The following is a 24,299-nucleotide window of genomic DNA, read 5'->3' as shown; positions in this document are numbered from 1 at the left end:
AACTCTATTAGAGCCAGCCGTTGCGCTTGAGCGAGCGGTGGATGGAGAAGCAGACGACCCCGATGACGCCCATCACCATCGGATAGCCGTACGTCCACCGCAGCTCCGGCATGTGCTTGAAGTTCATGCCGTAGACGCCGCAGATCATCGTCGGTACGGCGATGATGGCCGCCCAGGACGTGATCTTGCGCATGTCCTCGTTCTGCGCGACGGTCGCCTGCGCCAGGTTGGCCTGCAGGATCGAGTTCAGCAGTTCGTCGAAGCCGATGACCTCTTCGTGCACCCGTGCCAGGTGGTCGGCGACGTCCCGGAAGTACTTCTGGATGTCCGGATCGACCAGCCGCATCGGCCGCTCGCTGAGCAGCTGCATGGGCCGCAGCAGCGGGGAGACGGCCCGCTTGAACTCCAGGACCTCACGCTTCAGCTGGTAGATCCGGCTTGCGTCCGAGCCGCGCGGGCTGCCCTTCGCGGGGGTGGAGAAGACCTCGATCTCCACCTCGTCGATGTCGTCCTGGACGGCGCCGGCCACGGCGATGTAGCCGTCGACGACATGGTCGGCGATGGAGTGCAGGACCGCCGAAGGTCCCTTGGCGAGCAGCTCCGGGTCGTCCTGCAGCCGGTGGCGCAGCGCCCGCAGCGAGCCGTGTCCGCCGTGCCGGACGGTGATGACGAAGTCCCGGCCGGTGAAGCACATCACCTCACCGGTCTCGACGACCTCACTGGTCGCGGTGAGCTCGGCGTGCTCGACGTAGTGGATGGTCTTGAAGACGGTGAAGAGCGTGTCGTCGTACCGCTCCAGCTTGGGCCGCTGGTGGGCGTGGACGGCGTCCTCGACGGCGAGCGGGTGGAGGCCGAACTCCCGGGCGATCCCGGCGAATTCCTCCTCGGTCGGCTCGTGCAGGCCGATCCACGCGAAGCCGCCGTCCTCGCGCACCCGAAGCATCGCCTCGTGCGGGGTCAGGCAGCCGGCGCTCTCCACGCGGCGTCCGTCGCGGTAGACCGCGCAGTCGACGACCGCGCTGGAGGCGGACGGGTCACGGGTGGTGTCGTAACTGCTGTGCAGGGCGTTGGTCTTGCGCAGGGACGGGCGCACGGCAGCGCGCAGGTCACGGATCATCGACATGGCTGGCTCCTTCACGGAGGGCCGTCGTCGGGCGCGTGGAACAGCCCGGAATGGGGACGTGTGCTCACATCCGCAAAGCGGGCGGCACCGCGGCGGCGCGATGACGGCGTTCGCTACAGACAGGCAAAAAAGAAGTGCTCTTCCGTCGTGCGCAACGCCCTGGGCTCTGACGGGGGAGGCGTCAGATCACCGAAGAAGGGTGTGGGGCGGAAGAGCGGTTGGTACTGCACGATCGACTTCGATCCATTGCAGCCCCACCTCCTCCAGCCGGTCCCCCGTGGGGGATGACGTGTTGTCGGGACTGAGAGCGACGCTTCTGCGTGCTGTCCCGACCAGCGGCCAAGACTATCAGCCGACTCCGGGCCAATCCCTTACTTTGCCCGTTCCATACGCGTCCTATGCTCGCAGCATGGAAGAAATTCTTGCTCTGGTCGAGGCCCGGCTCCGAACGGCTCTCGGTGAACCGGACGCGCGCGCCGCGGTGACGTTTCTCGGTACGGACCGGATCGAGGTACTCCGTTTCATCGACGGCGATGTGGTGCGCTACGCCACGCTCGGCATGTCCGCCCAGCCGATGTCCGATCCGACCGCGGCCCTCGCGGACCCGGTGAAGGGGCCGCGCGCCGAGCTCGTCCTCTCCGTGCGGGCCGGGCTCGCCGACACCGACAAGGCGCTCCGCGGACTGGCCGTGCTGGCGGCTTCCCCGCAGGTCGAGGGGTTGATCGTGGCTCCCGGCGCCTCGCTGGACCTGGGTGAACCGCTGTGGCCCGGGGCACCGTTCAGTTCCGTGCTGGTCGCCGAGCCGGGCGGGCTGGTCGAGGACCTGGAACTGAATGAGCCTGCGCCGCGCAGCGATTCCGTGGGGGGCGGTGGCCGGGGGACGCGCGGGCCGATGGAACCGGTACGGTTCCTGCCGCTGCTGCCGATGACGCCCAACGAGGCGGCGTGGAAGCGGGTCCGCGGGGCGCAGGAGCTCCAGGAACGGTGGTTGTCGCACGGGACTGATCTGCGGGATCCGCTGCGTACCTCCGTGATCCTGGACTGAGACGAACGCCATACGTACAGGGGGAAGCCCCGCCGCGCGGCCAGGAGGGGGAGCCGCGGGCGGGGCGGAACAGGGTTCGCGCAAGCGTCAGTTGGCGAAGGCGGTGACGCCGTCCTCGGTGGCGTGCTTCGGCTCCAGCTCCTGCGCCTCATGGGTCAGTGCCGTGCGCCGGACCCAGACGACGACCGCGCCGACGACGGCCGCGACCGCGGCGACCACGAACGGGATGTGGATGTTGCTCCATTCCTCGATCTTCGGGGCGAGGTACGGGGCGGCTGCCGCGGCGAACCAGCGGACGAAGTTGTAACCCGCGCTCGCCACCGGGCGCGGCGCGTCCGAGACGCCGAGCGCCAGCTCCGTGTAGACGGTGTTGTTCATGCCGATGAAGGCGCCGGAGGCGATCGTGCAGACGATGGCCGTTGTGTGGTTGCCGTAGCCGAGGATCAGCAGGTCGGCGGCCAGCAGCACCAGTGAGGCGCCGAGCACCTTGAGCGAGCCGAGGCGCTTCTGCAGCCGGGGCGCGACGAGCACCGAGAAGACGGCGAGCAGCAGACCCCAGGCGAAGAAGACCGCTCCGGACTTGTACGGCGTCATGTTCAGCACGAACGGCGTGAACGCCAGGATCGTGAAGAACGCGTAGTTGTAGAAGAACGCCGAGGTCGCGACGGAGGCGAGGCCGCCGTGGCCGAGCGCCTTGACCGGGTCGAGCAGTGAGGTCTTGCGGGCGGGCTTCGGCTGTTCCTTCAGGAACGCCGTGATGCAGATGAAGCCGATCGCCATCAGAGCCGCGGTGCCGAAGAACGGATAGCGCCAGCTGGCGTCGCCGAGCAGCGCGCCGAGCAGCGGCCCGCACGCCATGCCGAGGCCGAGTGCCGATTCGTACAGCAGGATCGCCGCCGAGCTGCCGCCCGCCGCCGCGCCGACGATCACGGCGAGCGCGGTCGAGACGAAGAGCGCGTTGCCGAGGCCCCAGCCGGCCCGGAACCCGACGAGTTCCGCCACGGACGACGAGGTGCCGGAGAGCGCGGCGAAGACGACGACGAGCGCGAGACCGGTCAGGAGGGTCTTGCGGCCGCCGATCCGGCTGGAGACGAAGCCGGTGACGAGCATCGCGACCGCGGTGATCAGGAAGTACGAGGTGAAGAGCAGGGACACCTGGCTGGGCGTCGCCTCGAGCCCCTTGGCGATGGACGGCAGAATCGGGTCCACCAGCCCGATTCCCATGAACGCGACAACAGATGCGCCCGCGGTGGCCCAGACGGCCTTCGGCTGGCGCAGGATGCTGCCCGCTCCTTGATCGAACGGATCCTCTCCCTGCATGGGTCTTCCCGCTCTCCATTAGATCGATGCGTTATGCACAGAATAAGTTAGAGAAGCTAATGGCTGCAAGTTACATCTAATCTCCCTGATGGGAGCCACGCTGCGGACGGGTGATCGTCCTTGACGCGACGACAGCCGGGGAGGACCGTTGGTCGCTATGAGGGGCGAACCCAGTTGCCCGAAGTGCGGAGGCCGGGTCAGGGCGCCCGGTCTTTTCGCCGATACCTGGCAGTGCGCGGTGCATGGCGCCGTGTATCCGCTGCAGCCGGTGATCCCGCCCAGCGTCGAGGCGCTCGGGGTGGTGGTGGCCCGCGCCAGGGTGCCGGTGTGGATGCCCTGGCCGCTGCCGGTCGGCTGGCTGTTCACCGGTGTCTCGTACGCGGGCGACGACCGCAGCGGCGGCCGCGCCACCGTCGTCGCCTGCTCGGGCCCCGGTCCACTCGGCGGTATGGGCGAGCTGCTGCTCGTCGCCGAGGAGCTGGGGGTCGGACTCGGTGCGCGCTACGCCGGGATCGACGGCCCCGACCCCGGCCCCTACCTCCATGTCGACGGACCTCCCGACGCCAAGGTGCTGGCCGCCGGACGCCCCACCTCGCTCTGGCACGTCAAGGGCGCCCCCGAGGACCGGGCGGTCTTCGCCGGTGAGGCGCGCGGGCTCTGGCTCTGGGCGGTCGTCTGGCCCGAGCAGTCCGGGCTGCTGATGTACGACGAACTGATACTGACCGATCTGCGCGAGGCCGGGGCGGAGGCCGAACTCGTGCCGTGCGGGGCGCTCACACCACGGCTGCTCGACCGGCCCTGACCGCCCCACGCGCGCCCGGGCGTCGTCGTGACCGGCCGGGCGCTGTTCGAATGCCGGTTATCCTTGGGCGTCCCCCCGTCCGGCTGCGAGCACTGGAGTACGCGTCGTGCGCATCGACCTGCACACCCACTCCACCGCCTCGGACGGCACGGACAGCCCCGCGGAGCTGGTGCGGAACGCCGCCGCCGCGGGCCTCGATGTCGTCGCCCTCACCGACCACGACACCGCCCGAGGCCATGCCGAGGCGATTGCCGCGCTCCCCGAGGGCCTCACCCTCGTCACCGGCGCCGAGCTCTCCTGCCGGGTCGATGGTGTGGGGCTGCACATGCTCGCGTACCTCTTCGACCCCGACGAGCCGGAACTGGCACGCGAACGCGAGCTGGTACGGGACGACCGGGTGCCGCGCGCACAGACCATGGTCCGCAAGCTCCAGGAGCTCGGCGTCCCGGTCGAGTGGCAGCAGGTCGCCCGGATCGCGGGGGGCGGCTCGGTCGGCAGGCCGCACATCGCCACCGCGCTCGTCGAGCTCGGCGTCGTCGAGACGGTCTCCGACGCCTTCACGCCCGAGTGGCTCGCGGACGGCGGACGCGCCTACGCACAGAAGCACGAGCTCGACCCGTTCGACGCGATCCGGCTGGTCAAGGCCGCCGGTGGCGTCACCGTCTTCGCCCACCCGCTCGCCGTCAAGCGCGGCGAAGTGGTGCCCGAGGCGGCCATCGCGCGGCTCGCCGCCGCGGGCCTCGACGGCATCGAGGTCGACCACATGGACCACGACGAGCCGACCAGGGCCCGGCTGCGCGGGCTCGCCAAGGAACTGGGGCTCCTCGCCACCGGCTCCAGCGACTACCACGGCAGCCGGAAGACCGTACAGCTCGGCGAGTACACCACCGACCCGGAGATCTACGGCGAGATCACCCGGCGCGCCACGGGAGCCTTCCCGGTGCCGGGCGCCGGCGGGCCCCGCAACGCGTAAGCGCCTGTCCGCGCCTCTCGCCCCTCGTCACCTCTTCTCGCGCGCCCGGCCGCTCACGGCTGCGGGCTGCGCACGTCCCGTCTCGACCCGCTCTCTTCTCGCAAGGCCTCACTGTGTTCGACGTTGCTGTCTTCGGATCCCTATTTCTCACGCTTTTTGTGATTATGGATCCACCCGGAATCACCCCGATCTTCCTCGCCCTCACCGCAGGCCGGCCCGCCAAGATGCAGCGCAGGATGGCGCTCCAGGCGGTTGCCGTCGCCTTCGGCGTGATAGCCGTCTTCGGTGTGCTCGGCCAGCAGATCCTCGACTATCTGCATGTCTCCGTCCCCGCCCTGATGATCGCGGGCGGGCTGCTCCTGCTGCTGATCGCACTCGATCTGCTGACCGGCAAGACCGACGAACCGACGCAGACGAAGGATGTCAACGTCGCGCTCGTGCCGCTGGGAATGCCGCTGCTCGCCGGCCCCGGCGCGATCGTCTCGGTGATCCTCGCGGTGCAGCACGCCGACAGCTTCGGGAGTCAGGTCTCGGTCTGGACGGCGATCGTCGCCATGCACCTCGTGCTCTGGCTGACCATGCGCTACTCGCTGCTGATCATCAGGGTGATCAAGGACGGCGGCGTCGTCCTGGTGACGAGGCTCGCGGGAATGATGCTCTCGGCCATCGCCGTGCAGCAGATCATCAACGGCGTCACCCAGGTCATCCAGAACTCCTGACGCCGCCCCGGACACCACAGCGCCCCCGTACGGACCGTCCGTGCGGGGGCGCTTCGTCTTTGTACGTCGGTGAGGCGTTACGAAGCCGAGTTCTCGGCCGGGCGGATATAGATGCGCTGGCCTATCGAAGCGGCCTGCTGCACGATCCGGTTGACGGAGGCGGCGTCCACGACGGTGCTGTCCACGGCGGTACCGTCGACATCGTCGAGTCGCATGATCTCGAAGCGCATAGGGCTTCCCTTCGTCTGATCCTCCTGCTGGAGAACTACTGGGAGGACGGGTGACCCGTCCGCAAGGATGTGGAGCGTCGGACATCGGCGTCCCGCGCTCCACAGGGTGTACAACGGCTTGCCACCAGCAAACATTCCCTACGCTAAGGAAATTTTTTGGATGTCTAAGTACCAGCGGGAAATCGGCCATGCGCGGACAATGAGGTCCGCATGAACGAGGCGCAGATCGGCGAACGCCTGGACCGCACCAACGAGCTGCTCCAGCGCATGCTCGCCGAGGTGTCCAAAACCCCCTCGACCCACGCGATCTTCGTGGACGCGGGCTATGTGTACGCCGCGGCCGGGCTGCTCGTCACCGGCACGGAGGACCGGCGCTCCTTCGATCTCGACGCGGAAGGGTTGATCGAGGCCTTCATCGACAAGGCCCGCACCATCTTCGCGGACAGCAGACTTCTGCGCGTGTACTGGTACGACGGGGCCAGGCGCCGGATCCACACGGTCGAGCAGCAGTCCATCGCCGAACTTCCCGACGTCAAGGTCAGACTCGGCAACCTCAACGCCAACAACCAGCAGAAGGGCGTCGACTCACTCATCCGCACCGACCTCGAATCCCTCGCCCGGCACCGCGCGATCAGCGACGCGGCGCTCGTCGGCGGCGACGAGGACCTGGTGTCCGCGGTCGAGGCGGCGCAGGGGTACGGGGCCCGGGTCCACCTCTGGGGCATCGAGGCGGGCGAAGGGCGCAACCAGGCCGAACCGCTGCTCTGGGAGGTCGACAGCCAGCGCACCTTCGACCTGGACTTCTGCCGCCCGTATGTCACCAGACGCCCCGTCACCACGTACGAGGACGACACCCCGGCCCCCTCTCGCGAGGACGTCCGCTTCGTCGGCGCGCAGATCGCCGCCACCTGGCTCTCCGCCCGCGGCCGCGACGCCCTCGCCGACCTGCTGCCCGGACACCCCTACCTGCCGGGCTCCGTGGACCAGGATCTGCTGGTCGAGGCCGAACGGCTGCTCCAGCACTCGCTGCGCGGCCACGCCCATCTGCGCCGGGCGCTGCGCGACGGCTTCTGGCAGCACCTGCAGGCGCAGTACTGAGCCAAGGGCTGTCCCGTCATCCCTGACGGGCGCACGACGACAGCCACGGCACCTCGCCGCCCTGCGATGTACCGCATCCGGCGCCGCGCGCTGTTCCGCCAGAGGTCACCCGACAGGCTCTTACGACCTGGTGCACGACAGCGAGTGGGTCGGGTCGTTACACGCCGTCCCAGAAGGCGGCCAGCGCGACAGCGGTCTGCTCCGGGCGGTCCGTGTTGGGGGAGTGCTCGGCGCCCGCGATCCGGCTGCGGTGCGCGCCGAGCCGCTGCGCCATCTCGTCGAGCAACGGCACCGGCCAGGTGTCGTCGCGCTCGCCGGAGAGCACATGGACGGGCAGCGGTACGGCGGCGAGTTCGGCCACCCGGTCCGGCTCCGTCGCCAGCTGCCGCCCGGTGGCGATCAGCTGGGCGGGACGGTGGCGCAGCCAGCGCCGGCGCAGCCCCTCGCCGTCCGCTGCCGCAGCGTCCTCGGGCGGGTCGAGGGCGCGCATCGCGTCCCACACCTCGGCCATGCTCAGCGTCGCGAGCGCGTCGCCGAGCATCTTCACCTTGAGCTGCTGAGCCTCGACCACCTGGGCGGGACCGGAGGACATCAGCGTCAACGAACGGAACGGTGAGGCGTCGAGCAGGACGGCGGCGCGGGCGATCTGCCCGCCGAGCGAGTGGCCGAGAAGATGCACGGAGCCACCGAGTGCGTCGGCCTGCGCGAGCACATCACGGGCCAACTCGCTTTGCTCATAGGCTTCCTGGCGGTCCGTTCCATCTGTCTCGTACTGCCCGCGTCCGTCGGCGGCGACGATGCGGTATCCAGCGGCGGAGAGCGGTTCGAGGAGCGCGATGAAGTCCTCCTTGCTGCCCATGTATCCGGGCAGCAGAAGGGCGGTGCCGCGCGGTTCGGTGGGCGGCGAGGCATCCAGCACGGCGAAGGCCCCGCGCGCGGTGGGCAGCGCGTGGGCGCGGGTGCAGAAGGGCGGGATGAAGGTGGGCGGCCGACTCATGACACGAGGCTATGTCCTCACACACCGGACGGGCCTGAGGATGTCCTCAAGCCCGTCCGGCACGATCAAGCCCCTCCGGCAATCGAGGAGCGGGGTCCGGGGCGGAGCCCCGAACGACCATCGGCGTGTGCTCAGCCCTCGGTCCTGGCCGCAGTACGCGGCGCCCGCCGCCTCCGCGGCTTGGCCTCGCCCTCCGCGACCGGAACCTCCACCACGGTCTCCGCCTTCGGCTTCGCCGCGGCCCGCGTCCGCCGACGCGGCCTCTCCGGCTCGGGCTCGGCGATCGGCGCGATCTGGAAGTCGACCTCGTCCTCGGCCGGCTTGGCGACGATCCGGGCGCGGCGCCGCGGCTTCGTCACCGTCTTCGCCTCCACCACCGGCTCGGCCATGGGCGCGATCTGGAAGTCGACCTCGTCCGCAGGCTTGGTGACGGTGCGGGCCCGACGGCGACGCGGCTTGGCCTCGGCCTCCGCCTCGACGGCCGGTGTCCCGACGACGGCCGGAGCCTCCGCCAGGGCCACCGCGGCCTCGCCCGCGACATCCTGGACCGCGACCCGCGTACGGCGACGACGGCGCGGCGTGCGCGGCTCCACCGGGGCGTCAGCGGCGGGCGCGGCCACCGCAGCCGGCGCGGGCTCCACGGCCGGCGCCGGCACCGCGGCAGCAGTGCCCTCCGTGAGCGTGGATCCGCCCCGTGTACGACGACGCTGACGCGGCGTACGCGGCGCCCGCTCCTCCCGTACGGCAGGAGCCGACGGCGCGGACGACTTGCGGCCGCGGCCGCCCGTCTCGCCCAGGTCCTCGATCTCCTCGGCCCGCAGACCCGCACGGGTCCGCTCGGTGCGCGGCAGGACACCCTTGGTGCCGGCCGGGATGTCGAGCTCCTCGAACAGGTGCGGCGACGTGGAGTACGTCTCGACCGGGTCGTTGAACTTCAGGTCCAGGGCCTTGTTGATCAGCTGCCAGCGCGGGATGTCGTCCCAGTCGACCAGCGTGATCGCGATGCCCTTGGCGCCCGCACGGCCGGTCCGGCCGATGCGGTGGAGGTAGGTCTTCTCGTCCTCCGGCGACTGGTAGTTGATGACATGCGTGACGCCCTCGACGTCGATACCGCGGGCCGCGACATCGGTGCAGACGAGCACGTCCACCTTGCCGTTGCGGAAGGCGCGCAGCGCCTGCTCACGGGCGCCCTGGCCGAGGTCGCCATGGACCGCGCCGGACGCGAAACCGCGCTTCTCCAGCTGCTCGGCGATGTCGGCTGCCGTCCGCTTGGTGCGGCAGAAGATCATCGCCAGCCCACGGCCGTTGGCCTGCAGTATCCGCGAGACCATCTCCGGCTTGTCCATGGAGTGGGCACGGAAGACGTGCTGCGAGATGTTGGCGACGGTCGCGCCCTCGTCGTCGGGCGAGGTGGCGCGGATGTGCGTCGGCTGCGACATGTAACGCCGCGCGAGGCCGATGACCGCACCCGGCATGGTCGCCGAGAACAGCATCGTCTGGCGGGTCGGCGGCAGCATCGTGATGATCCGCTCGACGTCGGGCAGGAAGCCCAGGTCGAGCATCTCGTCGGCCTCGTCGAGGACGAGGGCACGCACGTGCGACAGGTCGAGCTTGCGCTGGCCGGCCAGGTCGAGCAGGCGGCCCGGGGTGCCGACGATCACGTCGACGCCCTTCTTCAGGGCCTCGACCTGCGGCTCGTACGCACGGCCGCCGTAGATCGCGAGAACGCGGACGTTACGCACCTTGCCGGCGGTCAGCAGGTCGTTGGTGACCTGCTGGCAGAGCTCACGCGTGGGGACGACGACCAGTGCCTGCGGCGCCTCGGTCAGCTGTTCGGGCTTGGCCCGGCCCGCCTCGACGTCCGCGGGGACGGTGACGCGCTCCAGCAGCGGAAGACCGAAACCGAGCGTCTTGCCGGTACCGGTCTTGGCCTGTCCGATCACGTCGGAGCCGGAGAGTGCGACGGGGAGCGTCATCTCCTGGATGGGAAAGGGGGACACAATGCCGACGGCCTCAAGGGCCTCGGCCGTCTCGGGAAGAATCCCGAGGTCTCGGAACGTAGTCAGGGTGCTGCCTCTTCTGTGAGACGCGGTCCGAGGCGAACGCTGGGGGTCGTACCGTGCCGGGGTTGGTCATCCGGCCGTGGATGGGCCGGGTGGCGCGGGACCACTGCCGTCGCTCGAGCGCTCGTGCCGCTGAGGGGGCCCCTCATCTGCGGTCGTACGTGGTGTACGCCCCGCGTGGAGGGCTGTCGGGTCGGAGCCGATCGGGCCACCGACCGGGCATCCTCATTCAATTTCGCGCCACCGGTACATCCAAAATACTCAGTAGCCGCAATACCACTGTACCCCGGATTCGCGCATGTGTGTTGGGCGAATTCATCGGAACGGTGTGATGTCACCGGCTGACCAGGCCCTTCCATCCTTCGACGGGCGGGCTATTCTGCGGTTCATGGAGACGCCTGACAACGCTACTGAAGCACCCGCACCCACCGGAATCGCCGCCCAGGACTGGGCCACCGCATCCGCTGAGCCGCAGTACCGTGCCGCGGTCGTGGATCTGCTGGGAGCACTCGCGTACGGGGAGCTGGCGGCCTTCGAGCGGCTCGCCGAGGACGCAAAACTCGCGCCGACGCTGGCCGACAAGGCGGAGCTGGCAAAGATGGCGTCCGCCGAATTCCATCACTTCGAGCGGTTGACTGACCGGCTGACCGCGATCGAGACCGAGCCGACCGGGGCCATGGAGCCGTTTGCCAAGGCGCTCGACGACTTCCACCGCCAAACTGCCCCGTCGGACTGGCTGGAGGGTCTGGTCAAGGCGTACGTCGGCGACTCGATCGCCAGTGACTTCTACCGTGAGGTCGCCGCCCGTCTCGACTCGGACACCCGCTCGCTCGTCCTCGCCGTGCTGGACGACACGGGCCACGGCAACTTCGCCGTCGAGAAGGTGCGCGCCGCGATCGAGGCCGACCCGCGGGTCGGCGGCCGTCTCGCGCTGTGGGCCCGACGGCTGATGGGTGAGGCGCTCTCCCAGGCCCAGCGGGTGGTCGCCGACCGCGACGCGCTGTCGACGATGCTGGTGGGCGGCGTGGCGGACGGGTTCGACCTGGCCGAGGTCGGCCGGATGTTCTCGCGGATCACCGAGGCGCACACCAAGCGGATGGCCGCGCTCGGACTGGCTGCCTGACAGACCGCCGACGGGCCCCCTCAGGCCGCCGCTGATCGGCTCAGGCGGCGGCTGCGCGGGCGGATCAGCAGCGACAGCGTTACCGCGCCGATCAGCACCGCGCCGATCAGGGTGGGCAGGACATGTCCGGGGCCCAGCACCGAGTGCATCAGATATGCGCCGAACAGGGCACCCAGAGCACCGGTGGCGAAGACGGCACGGCCGGACGGGAGCCGGCCGGGCAGCAAGCGGAGCGCCGCCCAGGAGAGGACGAGTCCGAGCGCGACGGAGCCGAGGGATTCCCAGATCACAGACGATCACCTCGCGGGTTGCGGAGGGGTATCCCCCATGCTTGCAGAGCGATGGGGGAGGGCAAAACGGTCGTAGGCCGTACTACCCGTGGGCTGCGGAACGCAACCCTCCCGGGGGCAGGTTCCGCACAGGTGCCGCACAGCGGAAACCGGCGCTGAGCAGCGGCAGAACGCAGAAGCGGCCCGGAGGGGATACACCCCTCCGGGCCGCTTCGCACTGCTGCGCCTCTGTCGTTACAGCGCGCCGAACCCCACCCGCCGCGTGCTCGGCTCGCCGATCTCCACATAGGCGACCCGGTCGGCCGGCACCAGGACCTTGCGGCCCTTGTCGTCCGTGAGGCTGAGCAGCTGCGCCTTGCCGGTGAGAGCCTCGGCGACCGCGCTCTCGACCTCCTCGGCGGAAAGCCCGCTCTCCAGAACGATCTCCCGGGGTGCGTGCTGCACGCCGATCTTGACCTCCACGGCTATGTCCCTCCGACGGTCAGTCCTCATGCGCGTGAGCCGCGCCGTACGCACCACACATTAGCCCGGTGAGCGGACCTGTCAGAGGTCGGCAGGCAACGCCCGCAGCGAACACGTACCGCGGACACGGAGGAGTACCGACCGGACGTCAGTGCTGATCGATGCCGTGCAGGGGGAACCCGGCGATGCCACGCCAGGCCAGCGAGGTGAGGAGCTGTACCGCCGTGTCGCGCGGGATCCCCGACCGGCTGGACAGCCAGTACCGGGCGACGACCTGGGACACGCCCCCCAGACCGACGGCGAGCAGCATCGACTCGTCCTTGGAGAGCCCGGTGTCCCCCGCGATGACGTCGGAGATCGCCTCCGCGCACTGCAGCGAGACGCGGTCGACCCGTTCCCGTACCGCCGGTTCGTTCGTCAGGTCCGACTCGAAGACCAGCCGGAAGGCACCGCCCTCGTCCTCGACGTACGCGAAATAGGCGTCCATCGTCGCGGCGACCCGGAGCTTGTTGTCCGTCGTCGACGCCAGCGCGGTACGGACCGCTTGCAGCAGCGATTCGCAGTGCTGGTCGAGCAGCGCCAGATAGAGCTCCAGCTTGCCCGGGAAGTGCTGGTAGAGCACCGGCTTGCTGACACCGGCCCGCTCGGCGATGTCGTCCATCGCGGCGGAGTGGTAACCCTGCGCGACGAAGACCTCCTGCGCGGCGCCCAGCAGCTGGTTGCGTCGGGCGCGGCGAGGCAGGCGAGTGCCCCGCGGGCGCGCCGCCTCTGTCTGCTCGATGGCTGTCACGCCGCCTCCCAAAATTGTGATCGAACACAGCCTTTTTCTGCACGCTGCGCCGTACAGCCATCGTACTTTTGAGTAACCCGGGTGCGCGCGGCGCGGACGCAGAATTTCACGGACCGGACGGCTGCGGTAGCCACAGATTCGTCGACCTGCACGGCAAAGCGGGACGTATCAGCGGTAATCGTCCTCGTCCTCTGCGACAACGCGGGCCTGCTCCGCCGCGTCCGCCTCATTTGCGGTGTCCCGGTCGATGTCCGTGAGCGGATCGTCGCTCCTGGGCCGGAGGTCGGCCTGCTGTTCGGCCGCGTCAGCCTCGGGTGCCTCCGGGTCCGGCTCGTCCGGCTGAATTCTCTCGAAGGTCTCCGGGTCGCTGGGGTCGACCGTCATGGTGACTCCCTTCCTTAGCTTCGAGCGTAGGAGCTACCCCGGCACGGCGCTATGCGATCTGTGACGGCGAACACATGAACCGCGGTGTGATCGTCTCGTAACATTGCCGCATGTCTTCGACCGAGCTGCCGGGAGTCCGAGCCGCCGCTGCAGCGGCGGCCCCCACGGTGAGCGCCGTCCGGGTCGCCGAGGGGGAGGAGCTGCGCTCCGTCGCGCTCCCCGGCCTGACGCTGAACGTCCGCGCCCGGCCGCCGGAGCGGACCGGTCTGCCGCCCGCGCTCTACGTGCACGGGCTCGGCGGCTCCTCGCAGAACTGGTCGGCGCTGATGCCGCTGGTCCAGGACGTGGTGGACGGCGCGGCGGTCGACCTGCCCGGCTTCGGGGACTCCCCGCCGCCGGACGACGGCAACTATTCGGTCACCGGGCACGCCCGCGCGGTGATCCGGCTCCTGGACGCGGGGGAGCGCGGTCCCGTCCATCTCTTCGGTAATTCGCTCGGCGGCGCGGTGGCCACCCGGGTCGCGGCCGTCCGCCCCGACCTGGTGAGGACGCTCACCCTCATCTCGCCGGCGCTGCCCGAGATCCGGGTGCAGTGGCCCGCCGTACCGACCGGACTGCTCGCCGTTCCGGGGGTCGCATCCCTGTTCTCCCGGATGACCAAGGACATGACGGCGGAACAACGGACGCGCGGAGTCATGGCACTCTGTTACGGCGATCCGGCACGCGTCTCCGAAGCCGGCTTCCGCGAAGCGGTGGCCGAAATGGAGAGACGGCTGGAACTGCCGTACTTCTGGGATGCGATGGCGCGCTCGGCGCGTGGCATCGTCGATGCGTACACGCTGGGCGGGCAGCACGGACTGTGGCGCCAGGCCGAGCGTGTGCTCGCACCGACCCAGCTCGTGTACGGCGGACGGGACCAGCTCGTCTCGTACCGGATGGCACGCAGAGCGTCCGCGGCCTTCCGTGATTCGCGGCTGCTGACACTGCCCGACGCCGGGCACGTGGCGATGATGGAGTACCCGGAAGCGGTCGCCCAGGCGTTCCGGGAACTGCTCGACGAATGCGGCGGGAGCTGATCCGGGGCGTGGGACGACATAGCCGAAAAGGGCCCCAAGCCGGCGAACGAGATATCGATGCCGGAGCGGCGGACCGGGGTGGCGCTCGTGAGGCGACCCGGCCGGAGCCCGGCAGCGGACGGCGCAGGAGGGTGGCCGGAGTACCGCCCGGCGCGGACGGGCACACCCCGTTCCAGGGGGTCCCGCAGGTGCGTGGGGGCCATCCCGAGCAGCGCGAGCTGGGGGGTGGCTGGGGGACCGGACCGCGGCCGGTGTTCGGCGAGCAGGCTCCCGGGCGGCCGGGCGGCCCGGGGCTGCGGACCGGGAAGCCGCAGATGCCTCGGCCCACAGCCCGGCCGATGCCGCAGGGGATGTCGGATCGGCAGCCCGCGGCCGGTACGCGGTCGCTGATACCGGGTCCGCGACGGGAGTTCGTCGACGTCTTCGACGCACCGCCCGCGCCACCCGCCCCTCGTGCCCCGTCCGCCCCGCCGGCCGACCCGTTCACCGCGGTCGGTGGCGGGGAGGAACAGCCGCCCCCCGGCGACGCCGGGACCCCGCCGGTCACCAGGAGCAGTAAGGGGCGCACCTTCACCGGTATCGCGGCCGCCGCAGTGACCACCGTGCTCGCGGTGGTCGTGGCCGGTCAGGTCGCACATGACCGCAGCGGGCGCGTCGGCATGGCCGCACCCGGCGCGGGCGTCGACCGGGACGGTGGCGAGGGCACCTCCTCCCGTTCGGACGACCGGCCGACGCCGAAAGCGGTGGCGGCCGTGCCTCTTTCGTACGAGCAGAAGATGGCCGTGGCCTATCCGCTCGCTCCGGAACTCAAGGGTTCCGGACACTTCGAGACGGTCCCGGGAACGGCGAAGGCTCCGGGCAAGGGGCATAGGTATCGCTATCGGATCGACGTCGAGAAAGGTCTCGGCCTCGACGCCGGACTTTTTGCCGAGGCGGTCCAGAGAACCCTTAATGACGACCGCAGCTGGGCGCACGACGGCGCCATGACTTTCGAGCGGATCTCCTCGGGCGATCCGGATTTCGTGATCACTCTGGCCAGCCCGGGAACCACCGGTGACTGGTGCGAGAAGTCGGGTCTCGATACGACCGAAGACAATGTCTCGTGCGATTCGGCGGCGACCGAGCGCGTGATGATCAACGCCTATCGCTGGGCGCAGGGATCATCGACGTTCGGCCCGAAGAAGCTCTTCTCCTACCGCCAGATGCTGATCAACCACGAGGTCGGCCACCGGCTGGGGCACAATCATGTGAGCTGCCGCACTGCGGGCGCACTGGCTCCCGTGATGCAGCAGCAGACCAAGTCCCTCGATATCGACGGCATCAAGTGCCGCCCCAACGCCTGGGTGTATCCGAGCAGTTGAGTCCGGTCGGACCGCCCGTCGGCCCCCGTCGGCTGCCTCCCGGCCGATGCCCGCGATGAGGCCGGGCGTCCGGCCCTCGGAGAGGGTGTCCGACATGTGGGACGGCCGTCTCATTCTGCGTTGACATCAAGGGTGCCGTCGCGCATATTTCTCGGCATGTCACGCAGCCCCGTCACCTTCGAACGCGCAGCCATAGAGCTGGCGCTCATCGGTGTGACCGGGCACAGCGTCGCCGACATTCACTGTTGCTGACGCCTGCCTGAGCGCGCGTCGACTCCCTTTCCCGAGCCCTGTCCCGCAGGGAACGGCTCTTCCCGACTGCCGCGCCGGGCGTACTCCGTCCGCAGGCGCGGCAGTTTCGGTGCCCTGGTCCGGTTCATTCTGATCCCTGACCGTTTGTCCCACCTCGCACCCTCGCTGCTGCCTGCACGGATCCTCGTTCAGCCTTCTTCCGTCAGCAGTACTCCGAGAGGTCATCTTCCGATGCGTCAACCGTCCGTCATATCGCGCCGCGTGGCAGCGGCCGTCGTGGTTCTCGTCGTGGGTTCGGGCGCCGCCGCGTGCGGGCCCCAGGACAGCAAGGGCAGCGACGCCGGCTCCGGCGCTGCGGGCAAACCCGCCAAGGGCGGCACGCTCACCGTCCTCAACAGCAACGCGCAGGAGGACTTCGATCCCGCGCGGCTGTACACCTCCGGTGGCGGCAACGTCCCGTCCCTGGTCTTCCGTACGCTGACCACCCGCAACCGGGAGGACGGCGCGGCCGGCGCGAAGGTCGTGCCCGACCTGGCGACCGACCTGGGCACGCCCAGCAAGAACGCCACCGTCTGGACGTACACGCTCAAGGACGGCCTGAAGTACGAGGACGGCACAGCGATCACGAGCGCCGACATCAAGTACGGCATCGAGCGCTCCTTCGCTGCCGAACTCTCCGGCGGTGCGCCCTATCTGCGCGACTGGCTGATCGGCGGCGCCGACTACCAGGGCCCCTACAAGGACAAGAAGGGCCTCGCCTCGATCGAGACGCCCGACGCGAAGACGATCGTCTTCCACCTCAACAAGCCGGAGGGCGAGTTCCCCTACCTGGCGACGCAGACCCAGACGACCCCGGTACCGAAGGCCAAGGACACCGGCACGAAGTACGAGAACCATCCGATCTCCTCGGGTCCGTACAAGGTCGTCAAGAACGAGGGCGACGGCGAACGCCTCGTCCTGGAGCGCAACACGTTCTGGTCGGCCGCCACCGACGAGGAGCGCAAGGCGTACCCGGACCGGATCGACGTACGCTCCGGACTCGACTCCGCCGTCATCAACCAGCGGCTCTCCGCCTCCCGGGGCGCCGACGCCGCCGCCGTCACCACCGACACCAACCTCGGGCCGGCCGAGCTCGCCAAGGTCACCGGCGACAAGAAGCTCGCCTCCCGTGTCGGCACCGGCCACTTCGGCTACACGAACTACATCGCCTTCAACCCGAAGGTGAAGCCGTTCGACAACCCGAAGGTGCGCCAGGCGATCTCGTACGCCGTCGACCGCACCTCGGTCATCAACGCGGCCGGTGGCTCCTCGCTCGCCGAGCCCGCCACCACCTTCCTTCCGGAGCAGCCGTCCTTCGGCTACAGCGCGTACGACGCCTTCCCGGCCGGCCGGACCGGCAACGCGGCCAAGGCCAAGGAACTGCTGAAGGAGGCCGGTTACGCCAAGGGCCTGACCATCACGCTCACGCACTCCAACGAGAAGAACTTCGCCACCAGCCCGGAGATCGCCACCGCGATCCAGGAGGCGCTGAAGAAGGCCGGGATCACGGTCGAGCTGGAGGGCCTGGAGGGCAACGCCTACTCGGACAAGATCTACAACGTGAAGAGCGAGCCCGGTTTCTTCCTCACCGGCTGGGGCGCCGACTGGCCGTCCGGCGGTCCGTTCCTCGCACCGATCTTCGACGGACGCCAGATCGTCAAGAACGGCTACAACTTCAACGCCTCCCAGCTCGACGACGCCTCCGTCAACAAGGAGGTCGACGAGATCAACAAGCTGACCGACCTGAGTGCGGCCGCGAAGCGCTGGGGCGCACTCGACAAGAAGATCGGTGAGCAGGCGGTGACCGTGCCGCTGTTCCACCCGGTCTACAAGCGCCTGTACGGCGAGGCCGTCAAGAACGTCGTCATCAGCGACTGGACCGGCGTGCTCGACATCTCGCAGGTCGCGGTCAAGTAACCATGGCCGAAGCACTGCTGGTCAAGGAGGCGGGCGTCGCTGCGGCGGCCCCCGCCTCCGGGGCCTCCTCGTTCCGCCGGCGGCTGCGCGCACGGCGCTCCGCCGTCGTGGCGGCCGTCGTCGTCGCCCTGCTGGTCCTGGTCGCGCTCGCCGCGCCGCTGCTGGCGGGCATCGAGGGCCAGGACCCCACCACGTACCACGCGAACCTCGTCGACTCCGCCACCGGCGGCGTACCGCTGGGATCGTTCGGCGGCATCAGCGCCGAGCACTGGCTCGGCGTCGAACCGCTCACCGGCCGCGACCTGTTCGCCCGCGTCGTGTACGGGGCGCGGGTCTCGCTCGGCGTCGCGCTGGCCGCGACCCTGCTCCAGGTGATCATCGGCGTGGTCGTCGGTCTCGCCGCCGGACTCGGCAACCGGTTCGTCGACCAGGCGCTCAGCCGCGTCACCGACATCGTCGTCGCCCTGCCCGTCATGGTGATCGCGCTCGGCGCGCTCGCCGTCGTCCCCGCCGACTTCCCGCGCCCGGTGCTGATCGCCGTGATCGTCGGGCTGGTCGGCTGGTCCGGCATCTCCAAGATCGTGCGCGCCCGGACCCTCGCGCTGAAGTCGCTCGACCATGTGGCCGCCGCCCGGCTCAGCGGCTGGGGCGGCCTGCGGATCGCCCGGCGCGAACTGCTGCCCGCGCTCGCCGCACCCGTCATCACGTACGCCGTGCTGCTCTTCCCCGGCAACATCGTCGTCGAAGCGGCGCTGTCCTTCCTCGGCGTCGGCATCAAGCCGCCCACGCCGTCCTGGGGACAGATGCTCAGCGACGCCGACACCTGGTACCAGGCGGCGCCCACCTATCTGCTGATCCCCGCCCTGCTCATCTTCATCACCGTGCTGGCGCTGACCGTCCTCGGCGAAGGCGTACGCAACGCACTCGACCCGCGCGTCGCCTCGCGGCTGCGGATCGGCACCGGACGCAAGAAGGAGGCCGGAGGATGACCCGGTTCCTGCTGCGGCGCCTCGGCGGGGCGCTGTTCGTGCTCCTCGCCCTCAGCGTCGTCGTCTACGCCGCGTTCTACGTCGCCCCGGGCAACGTCGCACAGATCGCCTGCGGGCCGCGCTGCTCACCCGCCCAGGTGGCGCAGGTCAGCGACCAGCTCCGGCTCGGCGACCCGCTGTACGTGCAGTACGCGCACTTCCTCCAGGGGATCTTCGCCGGCCGCGACTACTCGACCGGCACCGGGATCCTGCACTGCCAGGCCCCCTGCCTCGGCCGCTCCTACCAGGACGACCAGCAGGTCACCCAGATGATCCTCACCAAGCTCCCGGCCACCGCCTCGCTCGCCATCGGCGCCTTCGTGCTGTGGATCCTGCTCGGCGTCGGCACCGGACTGCTCTCGGTGTGGCGGCGCGGCCGAGCGACCGAGCGGATCCTCACCGGACTGACCCTGGCCGGCATGGCCACACCGGTCTTCGTCGTCGGTCTGCTGCTGATCATCGTGTTCTGCTCGGCGTTGCAACTGCTGCCGTTCCCCGACTACGTACCGCTCACCGAGAACCCGGAGCAGTGGGCCTGGAACCTGCTGCTGCCCTGGGTCTCGCTGGCGCTGGTCTCCGCCGCTCCGTACGCCCGGATGACCCGGTCGTCCATGCTGGAGACCCTCGCCGAGGACCATGTGCGCACCTTCCGCGCATACGGGGTGAGCGAGCGCGGCCTCGTCGGGCGGCATGCGCTGCGCGGCGCACTCGGCCCCGTGATCGCGCTCGGCGCGCTGGACATCGGCTCGATGTTCGGCGGCGCCGTCCTCACCGAATCGCTGTTCAACATCCCCGGCGTCGGACGTGAACTCGTCGACGCCGTGAAGAACGTCGACCTTCCGGTCGTCGTCGGCCTGGTGCTCGTCACCGGCTTCTTCGTCGTCCTTGCCAATGCCGTCGCGGACATCCTGCAGGCGATGGCCGACCGTCGGGTGGTGCTGTCATGAGCCTCGTCGAGGTCTCCGGTCTGACGATCTCCTTCGACGGCGCGGCGGGCGCCCGGGCCGTGGACGGACTCTCCTTCACGCTGGAGGCGGGCGCCGCGCTCGGTGTCGTCGGTGAGTCCGGCTCCGGCAAGAGCGCGTCGGCGTACGCCCTGCTCGGACTGCACCGGGGGACAGGCGCCACCGTCGGCGGCTCGATCCGCGTCGCGGGCGTGGATGTACAGGCCGCGACGGACGCGGAACTGCGGGCGCTGCGCGGGTCGAGGGCCGCGATGGTCTTCCAGGACCCGCTGTCGTCCCTGGACCCGTACTACGCGGTCGGCGACCAGATCGCCGAGGTGTACCGGGTCCACACGCGTGCCTCACGGCGGGCGGCGCGGGCGCGGGCCGTGGAGGTCCTCGACCGGGTCGGCATCCCCGACGCGGCACGGCGTTCCCGGTCCCGGCCGCACGAGTTCTCCGGCGGGATGCGGCAGCGCACCCTCATCGCGATGGCGCTCGCCTGCGAGCCGCAGCTGCTGATCGCCGACGAACCGACGACCGCGCTGGACGTCACCGTCCAGGCCCAGATCCTCGACCTGCTGCACCACCTGCGCCACGAAACGGGCATGGGACTCCTGCTGGTCACCCACGACGTGGGTGTCGCGGCGGAGAGCGTCGACGACGTGCTGGTCATGCAGTCGGGCCGGGAGGTGGAGAGCGGGCCGGTCGCCGACGTGCTCAGTGCGCCCCGTCGGCCGTACACGCGCGAACTCCTCTCCGCGGTGCCGCGGGTGGACGCGAAGCGGGCGACGCCGGCTGCGGCGCCGGGCGTGAAGGGCCCGGTGCCGGTCCCGGCGCCGCGGGATGCGGGCGGTGGCGAGCCGCTGCTCGAAGCCGTCGGCCTGCGGCGCGAATTCGGGCGCGGCAGCGGCCGGGTCATCGCCGTGGACGGCGTCTCCCTCACCGTCCACCGCGGCGAGACACTCGGCATCGTCGGCGAGAGCGGCAGCGGCAAGACGACGCTGGGCCGGATGCTCGTGCGCCTCCTCGACCCGACCGGGGGCAGCCTCCACTACGGCGGTGCGGAGATCGGCTCCCTGTCCGACAAGGCACTGCGGCCGTACCGGCGCGAGCTCCAGATGGTCTTCCAGGACCCCGTCGCCTCGCTCAACCCGCGCCGCTCGATCGGCGAATCCGTCGCCGATCCGCTGCGCGCCGCGGGTGTGCTCGACGACACCAGGATCCGGAGTCGTGTCCAGGAACTGCTGGAACGCGTCGGGCTCGACCCCAACCGTTACGACCGCTACCCGCACGAATTCAGCGGCGGACAGCGCCAGCGCGTCGGCATCGCCCGCGCACTCGCCGCCGGCCCCGAGCTGATCGTCTGCGACGAACCGGTCTCCGCGCTCGATGTCACCACCCAGGCGCAGGTCACCGCACTCCTCGCCGAACTCCAGCGGGAACTGGGGCTCGGGCTGGTCTTCATCGCCCATGACCTGGCCGTCGTCCGGCAGGTCAGCGACCGGGTCGCGGTGATGCGGCAGGGCCGGATCGTCGAACAGGGCAGCGTCGACGAGGTCTACGGGGCGCCGCAGGATCCGTACACCAAGCAGCTCCTCGCCGCCGTACCCGCGCTCGATCCGGCGCTCGCGACGGTGCGCCGGGCGGCCCGCAAGGAGCTGGCCGCAGCCTGACCCTGCTTGACCGATCACCTCGTAGCGCGACAGAACGCTACGGGGACGGGAAAGTTACGACGGTTCACCCCTTTCGGTGGCGCGATGGACAACCGTCCGTCGCGCCACCGGCATATCCGCTTACGGTCGTCCCGCTGCGAGTCGCCAAAACCATCGGCGGCCGCCCACAAGGAAGATCGGGGTTGCGCTCGTGCGGATCGGACTCCTCACCGACGGTGGTTATCCGTATGCGACCGGTGAGTCCAGGCTCTGGTGCGACCGTCTGGTGCGCGGGCTGACGCAGCACGAGTTCGACCTCTACGCGCTCAGCCGCTCCGCCGAGCAGGAGGCGCAGGGCTGGGTACAGCTTCCGCTCCAGGTCAGCCGGGTACGGACGGCGCCGCTGTGGATGACCGACGAGAACATCCTGGGCGGCCACGTCCCCAAAGGGCTGCTCGCCCGGCTGGTGACCGGAGGGGGCGGGCGGTCGTACGGACGGCGCGAGCGGCGCCGGTTCACGGCGCACTTCACGGCACTCGCCACGTCGATCTGCACGTCGATCTGCAGGTCGGACGCGACCGCGGAGGGCAGCGACGGCGGATCGACGGCCGACGCCGCCGACGCACAGTTCACCGACGGGCTGTACGGACTCGCCGAACTGGCCTGCGAACACGGCGGACTTCCCGCGGCACTCCGCTCCGAGACCGCTGTGCGCGTACTGGAAGCAGCCTGCCGCGCCCCGGGCACCGGGCGGACCGTCCAGGCAGCGACCGTCCCCGACCTCCTCGCTCTCGCCGCGGAACTGGACCGCGTCCTGCGCCCGCTCTCCCTCGACTGGTACGACGAGGAGAGCCTCGGTGCGGTCGACCTCTGCCATGCGGCGTCCGGCGGGGCAGCGGCCCTGCCCGGGCTGTTGGCCAAACGCTTCTTCGGCGTCCCACTGCTGGTCACCGAGCACGGCGTGCAGTTGCGGGCCCACTACCTCGCAGCGACCGGCACGGCCCTGGGCGCGCCGGTACGCGCCCTGCTTGCCGGGTTCCACGGACGGCTCGCCACCGAGGTGTACCGGCAGGCCGCGCTCATCACCCCCGGCAACACGCACGCACGCCGCTGGCAGGAACGGTGCGGCGCCGACCGCGCCAAGCTGCGCACGGTCTACCCCGGCATGGACGCGGCCCGCTTCGCAGCCCTGGGGGAGAGCAATGACGAGGGCGGTCCCGACACCCTGGTCTGGGTCGGCCGGATAGAGCCGTCCAAGGACCTGATCGCACTGCTGCACGCCTTCGCACAGGTACGGAAGGCCGAACCGGACGTCCGGCTGCGGATCGTCGGCGCACCGGCACCGGGCGCGGAAGGCGCCACGTACCTCGCGCACTGCCGGGCACTCGCCGCCCAGCTCTTCCCCGACGAGGCCGCCGACGCACACGCCGTAGGCGACAACCCGGTCTCCTTCGAGGACATCGGCGGCGCCGAGGTCGCGGACCTCGCCGAGGCGTACGCGGCGGGCGGGATCGTCGTCCTCTCCAGCGTCGTCGAGGGCTTCCCGATCAGTCTGGTCGAGGCGATGTTCTGCGGACGGGCCACGGTGTCGACGGATGTCGGCGCGGTCGTCGAGGTCATCGGCGGTACGGGCCTTGTGGTGCCCCCGCGCAACCCCCGGGCGCTCGCCGACGCGTGCGTCACGCTGCTGCGCGACCCCGAGCGCCGTGCACGTCTCGGCGCGGCGGCGCGCGCCCGCGCTCTCGAACTCTTCACCGTCGAACAGAACCTCGCGGCATTTCGCGGCATTTACCTGGAGCTGATCTCCCACTCCCCGGTGCGCAGGGAGGCGGACGGCGCCCCGCGCCCGTTCGCGTCTCCGCCCGAGGCCCAGGTCCTGGGCAGCTGGACGGTTCCCGCGCACACCCCGAGCTGGGTCACCGAGGGCGTGTGCGCGGGTGCGCTCGGGACGGCGGACCGCGATGTGTGAGCAGCAGACGGACAGAAGGACGAGCCGGTCCGGCGGACTCGGCATGGATCACGGAGGATTTCCCATGGGCGGCCGCCCGACCGAGGCGCTCGACGTCCCCGGCACCACGACGACCGGCAGGAGCTGGGACCCCGGCTCGGAGGCCCTGGCCTCCGAACCCCGGGTCACGGAGATTTCCGCCCCGATCTGGGAGCGGCCCGGGACGGGGGCGGGGGCGTTGCCGGGCCTTGCGGGGGTGGGACCGCTGCGAACGGTGGCGGTGATGGAGCATTCGCCGATGAGGGGGGCGACCGGGGGGCCGGACTCCCCGCAGGAACGGGACCCGGACGCGGATTCGCTGCAAAACCCGGCGTCGGATCGGGAATCGGCGCGGGTGCCGGACGTGACCGGGAGTCCGGCACCCGACTTCCCCGCGACCGCCGACGAGTCCCCTGCCGCCACGGGCTGGGCGATCACCGGCGTCGGAGCCGCCGATGTGCGTGCGGACCCCGCAGGGCTCGCACAGCCCGCACAGCCTGGCGCTGGCGCCGCGCAGGGCGCCGGTGCTGTGGAGGAGAGCGGAGGCGCGTCCGAGGACGGTGTCCTCGAGGCCGAGGCCGGTACAGCGCCCGAGGCCGGAACTCTCGAGCAGACCGTGAC

Annotated in this window: 23 protein-coding genes; 14 read left to right on the top strand and 9 right to left on the bottom strand. The window is 70.3% G+C overall.

Annotated elements, in window-relative coordinates:
* Positions 1-7 precede the first annotated feature (7 nt).
* Positions 8-1,123, bottom strand: coding sequence for a magnesium and cobalt transport protein CorA (locus OG972_RS15000; protein WP_266981817.1), 1,116 nt, complete (start codon positions 1,121-1,123; stop codon positions 8-10).
* Positions 1,124-1,532: 409 nt separating this feature from the next.
* Between OG972_RS15000 and OG972_RS14995 the strand changes: the two genes are divergently transcribed.
* Entirely contained in the window at positions 1,533-2,168 is a 636-nt protein-coding gene (locus OG972_RS14995) for a suppressor of fused domain protein (protein ID WP_266981815.1), read from the top strand.
* Positions 2,169-2,255: 87 nt separating this feature from the next.
* Here OG972_RS14995 and OG972_RS14990 read toward each other — a convergent pair whose 3' ends face one another.
* The gene (locus OG972_RS14990) at positions 2,256-3,488 is read right to left on the bottom strand and encodes an MFS transporter (RefSeq protein ID WP_266981813.1); all 1,233 of its coding nucleotides are present in this window, start codon (positions 3,486-3,488) and stop codon (positions 2,256-2,258) included.
* Between the two features lie 157 nt (positions 3,489-3,645).
* Here OG972_RS14990 and OG972_RS14985 point away from each other — a divergent pair, with 157 nt between their 5' ends.
* The 3 genes from OG972_RS14985 to OG972_RS14975 all read left to right on the top strand — a co-directional run bounded on the left by OG972_RS14985 (position 3,646) and on the right by OG972_RS14975 (position 5,982).
* Complete coding sequence (locus OG972_RS14985) at positions 3,646-4,290, top strand: DUF6758 family protein (protein WP_266981811.1); 645 nt, start codon at positions 3,646-3,648, stop codon at positions 4,288-4,290.
* A 106-nt stretch (positions 4,291-4,396) separates the two neighbouring features.
* Complete coding sequence (locus tag OG972_RS14980; protein WP_266981809.1) at positions 4,397-5,263, top strand: PHP domain-containing protein; 867 nt, start codon at positions 4,397-4,399, stop codon at positions 5,261-5,263.
* A 113-nt stretch (positions 5,264-5,376) separates the two neighbouring features.
* Positions 5,377-5,982, top strand: coding sequence for a MarC family protein (locus OG972_RS14975; protein ID WP_266981808.1), 606 nt, complete (start codon positions 5,377-5,379; stop codon positions 5,980-5,982).
* Between the two features lie 77 nt (positions 5,983-6,059).
* Here the strand turns inward: OG972_RS14975 and OG972_RS14970 are convergent, their stop codons facing one another.
* Positions 6,060-6,212: a hypothetical protein gene (locus OG972_RS14970; protein ID WP_167747282.1), complete on the bottom strand. Its 153-nt coding sequence runs from the start codon at positions 6,210-6,212 to the stop codon at positions 6,060-6,062.
* Between the two features lie 210 nt (positions 6,213-6,422).
* Between OG972_RS14970 and OG972_RS14965 the strand changes: the two genes are divergently transcribed.
* Entirely contained in the window at positions 6,423-7,310 is an 888-nt protein-coding gene (locus tag OG972_RS14965) for an NYN domain-containing protein (protein WP_266981804.1), read from the top strand.
* A 157-nt stretch (positions 7,311-7,467) separates the two neighbouring features.
* On the opposite strand, the gene OG972_RS14960 is transcribed toward OG972_RS14965, so the two are convergent.
* Positions 7,468-8,307 carry an alpha/beta fold hydrolase gene (locus tag OG972_RS14960; RefSeq protein WP_266981802.1) on the bottom strand — a complete coding sequence of 280 codons (840 nt, stop codon included), beginning with the start codon at positions 8,305-8,307 and terminating at the stop codon, positions 7,468-7,470.
* 131 nt (positions 8,308-8,438) lie between these two features.
* Positions 8,439-10,283: a DEAD/DEAH box helicase gene (locus OG972_RS14955; protein WP_266981800.1), complete on the bottom strand. Its 1,845-nt coding sequence runs from the start codon at positions 10,281-10,283 to the stop codon at positions 8,439-8,441.
* Between the two features lie 475 nt (positions 10,284-10,758).
* Between OG972_RS14955 and OG972_RS14950 the strand changes: the two genes are divergently transcribed.
* Positions 10,759-11,493 (top strand): ferritin-like fold-containing protein, encoded by a 735-nt coding sequence (locus OG972_RS14950; RefSeq protein WP_266981799.1) that lies wholly within the window; start codon positions 10,759-10,761, stop codon positions 11,491-11,493.
* A 20-nt stretch (positions 11,494-11,513) separates the two neighbouring features.
* On the opposite strand, the gene OG972_RS14945 is transcribed toward OG972_RS14950, so the two are convergent.
* The 4 genes from OG972_RS14945 to OG972_RS14930 all read right to left on the bottom strand — a co-directional run bounded on the left by OG972_RS14945 (position 11,514) and on the right by OG972_RS14930 (position 13,419).
* Complete coding sequence (locus tag OG972_RS14945; RefSeq protein ID WP_266981797.1) at positions 11,514-11,783, bottom strand: hypothetical protein; 270 nt, start codon at positions 11,781-11,783, stop codon at positions 11,514-11,516.
* 234 nt (positions 11,784-12,017) lie between these two features.
* Positions 12,018-12,245, bottom strand: coding sequence for a DUF3107 domain-containing protein (locus OG972_RS14940; RefSeq protein WP_030915442.1), 228 nt, complete (start codon positions 12,243-12,245; stop codon positions 12,018-12,020).
* A 148-nt stretch (positions 12,246-12,393) separates the two neighbouring features.
* Positions 12,394-13,035, bottom strand: coding sequence for a TetR/AcrR family transcriptional regulator (locus tag OG972_RS14935; protein WP_266981795.1), 642 nt, complete (start codon positions 13,033-13,035; stop codon positions 12,394-12,396).
* Between the two features lie 168 nt (positions 13,036-13,203).
* The gene (locus OG972_RS14930) at positions 13,204-13,419 is read right to left on the bottom strand and encodes a hypothetical protein (protein ID WP_266981793.1); all 216 of its coding nucleotides are present in this window, start codon (positions 13,417-13,419) and stop codon (positions 13,204-13,206) included.
* 110 nt (positions 13,420-13,529) lie between these two features.
* On the opposite strand from OG972_RS14930, the gene OG972_RS14925 reads away from it, so the two are divergent.
* From OG972_RS14925 to OG972_RS14895, 8 genes are all read left to right on the top strand, one after another.
* Positions 13,530-14,495: an alpha/beta fold hydrolase gene (locus OG972_RS14925; protein ID WP_266981791.1), complete on the top strand. Its 966-nt coding sequence runs from the start codon at positions 13,530-13,532 to the stop codon at positions 14,493-14,495.
* Positions 14,480-15,856 (top strand): DUF3152 domain-containing protein, encoded by a 1,377-nt coding sequence (locus OG972_RS14920; protein ID WP_266981789.1) that lies wholly within the window; start codon positions 14,480-14,482, stop codon positions 15,854-15,856. The genes OG972_RS14925 and OG972_RS14920 overlap by 16 nt, the downstream gene beginning before the upstream one ends.
* Before the next feature lie 156 nt (positions 15,857-16,012).
* Positions 16,013-16,108: an Ms4533A family Cys-rich leader peptide gene (locus tag OG972_RS49250; RefSeq protein ID WP_323135872.1), complete on the top strand. Its 96-nt coding sequence runs from the start codon at positions 16,013-16,015 to the stop codon at positions 16,106-16,108.
* A gap of 231 nt (positions 16,109-16,339) precedes the next feature.
* The gene (locus OG972_RS14915; RefSeq protein WP_266981787.1) at positions 16,340-18,064 is read left to right on the top strand and encodes an ABC transporter substrate-binding protein; all 1,725 of its coding nucleotides are present in this window, start codon (positions 16,340-16,342) and stop codon (positions 18,062-18,064) included.
* Between the two features lie 2 nt (positions 18,065-18,066).
* Positions 18,067-19,053, top strand: a complete 987-nt coding sequence (locus tag OG972_RS14910) for an ABC transporter permease (RefSeq protein ID WP_266981785.1) — start codon at positions 18,067-18,069, stop codon at positions 19,051-19,053.
* The gene (locus tag OG972_RS14905) at positions 19,050-20,039 is read left to right on the top strand and encodes an ABC transporter permease (protein WP_266981783.1); all 990 of its coding nucleotides are present in this window, start codon (positions 19,050-19,052) and stop codon (positions 20,037-20,039) included. Before OG972_RS14910 ends, OG972_RS14905 begins: the two co-directional genes overlap by 4 nt.
* A complete protein-coding gene (locus OG972_RS14900; RefSeq protein ID WP_266981781.1) occupies positions 20,036-21,712 on the top strand; it encodes an ABC transporter ATP-binding protein in 1,677 nt (558 codons plus the stop codon). The genes OG972_RS14905 and OG972_RS14900 overlap by 4 nt, the downstream gene beginning before the upstream one ends.
* Positions 21,713-21,902: 190 nt before the next feature.
* Positions 21,903-23,660, top strand: a complete 1,758-nt coding sequence (locus OG972_RS14895; protein ID WP_266981779.1) for a glycosyltransferase — start codon at positions 21,903-21,905, stop codon at positions 23,658-23,660.
* The last annotated feature ends 639 nt before the right edge of the window (positions 23,661-24,299 follow it).

Origin of the sequence: Streptomyces sp. NBC_01669 (assembly GCF_026339735.1) — a bacterium.
GTDB lineage: Bacteria > Actinomycetota > Actinomycetes > Streptomycetales > Streptomycetaceae > Streptomyces > Streptomyces yanii.
The sequence above is the reverse complement of the archived record's forward strand: the minus strand, read 5'-3'. Positions and strand labels throughout refer to the sequence as shown.

Excerpts from the sequence above, each read along its gene's own strand:
- OG972_RS15000 (WP_266981817.1), bottom strand. The coding sequence starts at position 1,123 with ATGTCGATGATCCGTGACCTGCGCGCTGCCGTGCGCCCGTCCCTGCGC.
- OG972_RS14995 (WP_266981815.1), top strand. The coding sequence starts at position 1,533 with ATGGAAGAAATTCTTGCTCTGGTCGAGGCCCGGCTCCGAACGGCTCTC.
- OG972_RS14990 (WP_266981813.1), bottom strand. The coding sequence starts at position 3,488 with ATGCAGGGAGAGGATCCGTTCGATCAAGGAGCGGGCAGCATCCTGCGC.
- OG972_RS14985 (WP_266981811.1), top strand. The coding sequence starts at position 3,646 with ATGAGGGGCGAACCCAGTTGCCCGAAGTGCGGAGGCCGGGTCAGGGCG.
- OG972_RS14970 (WP_167747282.1), bottom strand. The coding sequence starts at position 6,212 with ATGCGCTTCGAGATCATGCGACTCGACGATGTCGACGGTACCGCCGTG.
- OG972_RS14965 (WP_266981804.1), top strand. The coding sequence starts at position 6,423 with ATGAACGAGGCGCAGATCGGCGAACGCCTGGACCGCACCAACGAGCTG.
- OG972_RS14960 (WP_266981802.1), bottom strand. The coding sequence starts at position 8,307 with ATGAGTCGGCCGCCCACCTTCATCCCGCCCTTCTGCACCCGCGCCCAC.
- OG972_RS14955 (WP_266981800.1), bottom strand. The coding sequence starts at position 10,283 with ATGACGCTCCCCGTCGCACTCTCCGGCTCCGACGTGATCGGACAGGCC.
- OG972_RS14950 (WP_266981799.1), top strand. The coding sequence starts at position 10,759 with ATGGAGACGCCTGACAACGCTACTGAAGCACCCGCACCCACCGGAATC.
- OG972_RS14930 (WP_266981793.1), bottom strand. The coding sequence starts at position 13,419 with ATGACGGTCGACCCCAGCGACCCGGAGACCTTCGAGAGAATTCAGCCG.
- OG972_RS14925 (WP_266981791.1), top strand. The coding sequence starts at position 13,530 with ATGTCTTCGACCGAGCTGCCGGGAGTCCGAGCCGCCGCTGCAGCGGCG.
- OG972_RS14920 (WP_266981789.1), top strand. The coding sequence starts at position 14,480 with ATGCGGCGGGAGCTGATCCGGGGCGTGGGACGACATAGCCGAAAAGGG.
- OG972_RS49250 (WP_323135872.1), top strand. The coding sequence starts at position 16,013 with ATGTCACGCAGCCCCGTCACCTTCGAACGCGCAGCCATAGAGCTGGCG.
- OG972_RS14915 (WP_266981787.1), top strand. The coding sequence starts at position 16,340 with ATGCGTCAACCGTCCGTCATATCGCGCCGCGTGGCAGCGGCCGTCGTG.
- OG972_RS14910 (WP_266981785.1), top strand. The coding sequence starts at position 18,067 with ATGGCCGAAGCACTGCTGGTCAAGGAGGCGGGCGTCGCTGCGGCGGCC.
- OG972_RS14905 (WP_266981783.1), top strand. The coding sequence starts at position 19,050 with ATGACCCGGTTCCTGCTGCGGCGCCTCGGCGGGGCGCTGTTCGTGCTC.
- OG972_RS14900 (WP_266981781.1), top strand. The coding sequence starts at position 20,036 with ATGAGCCTCGTCGAGGTCTCCGGTCTGACGATCTCCTTCGACGGCGCG.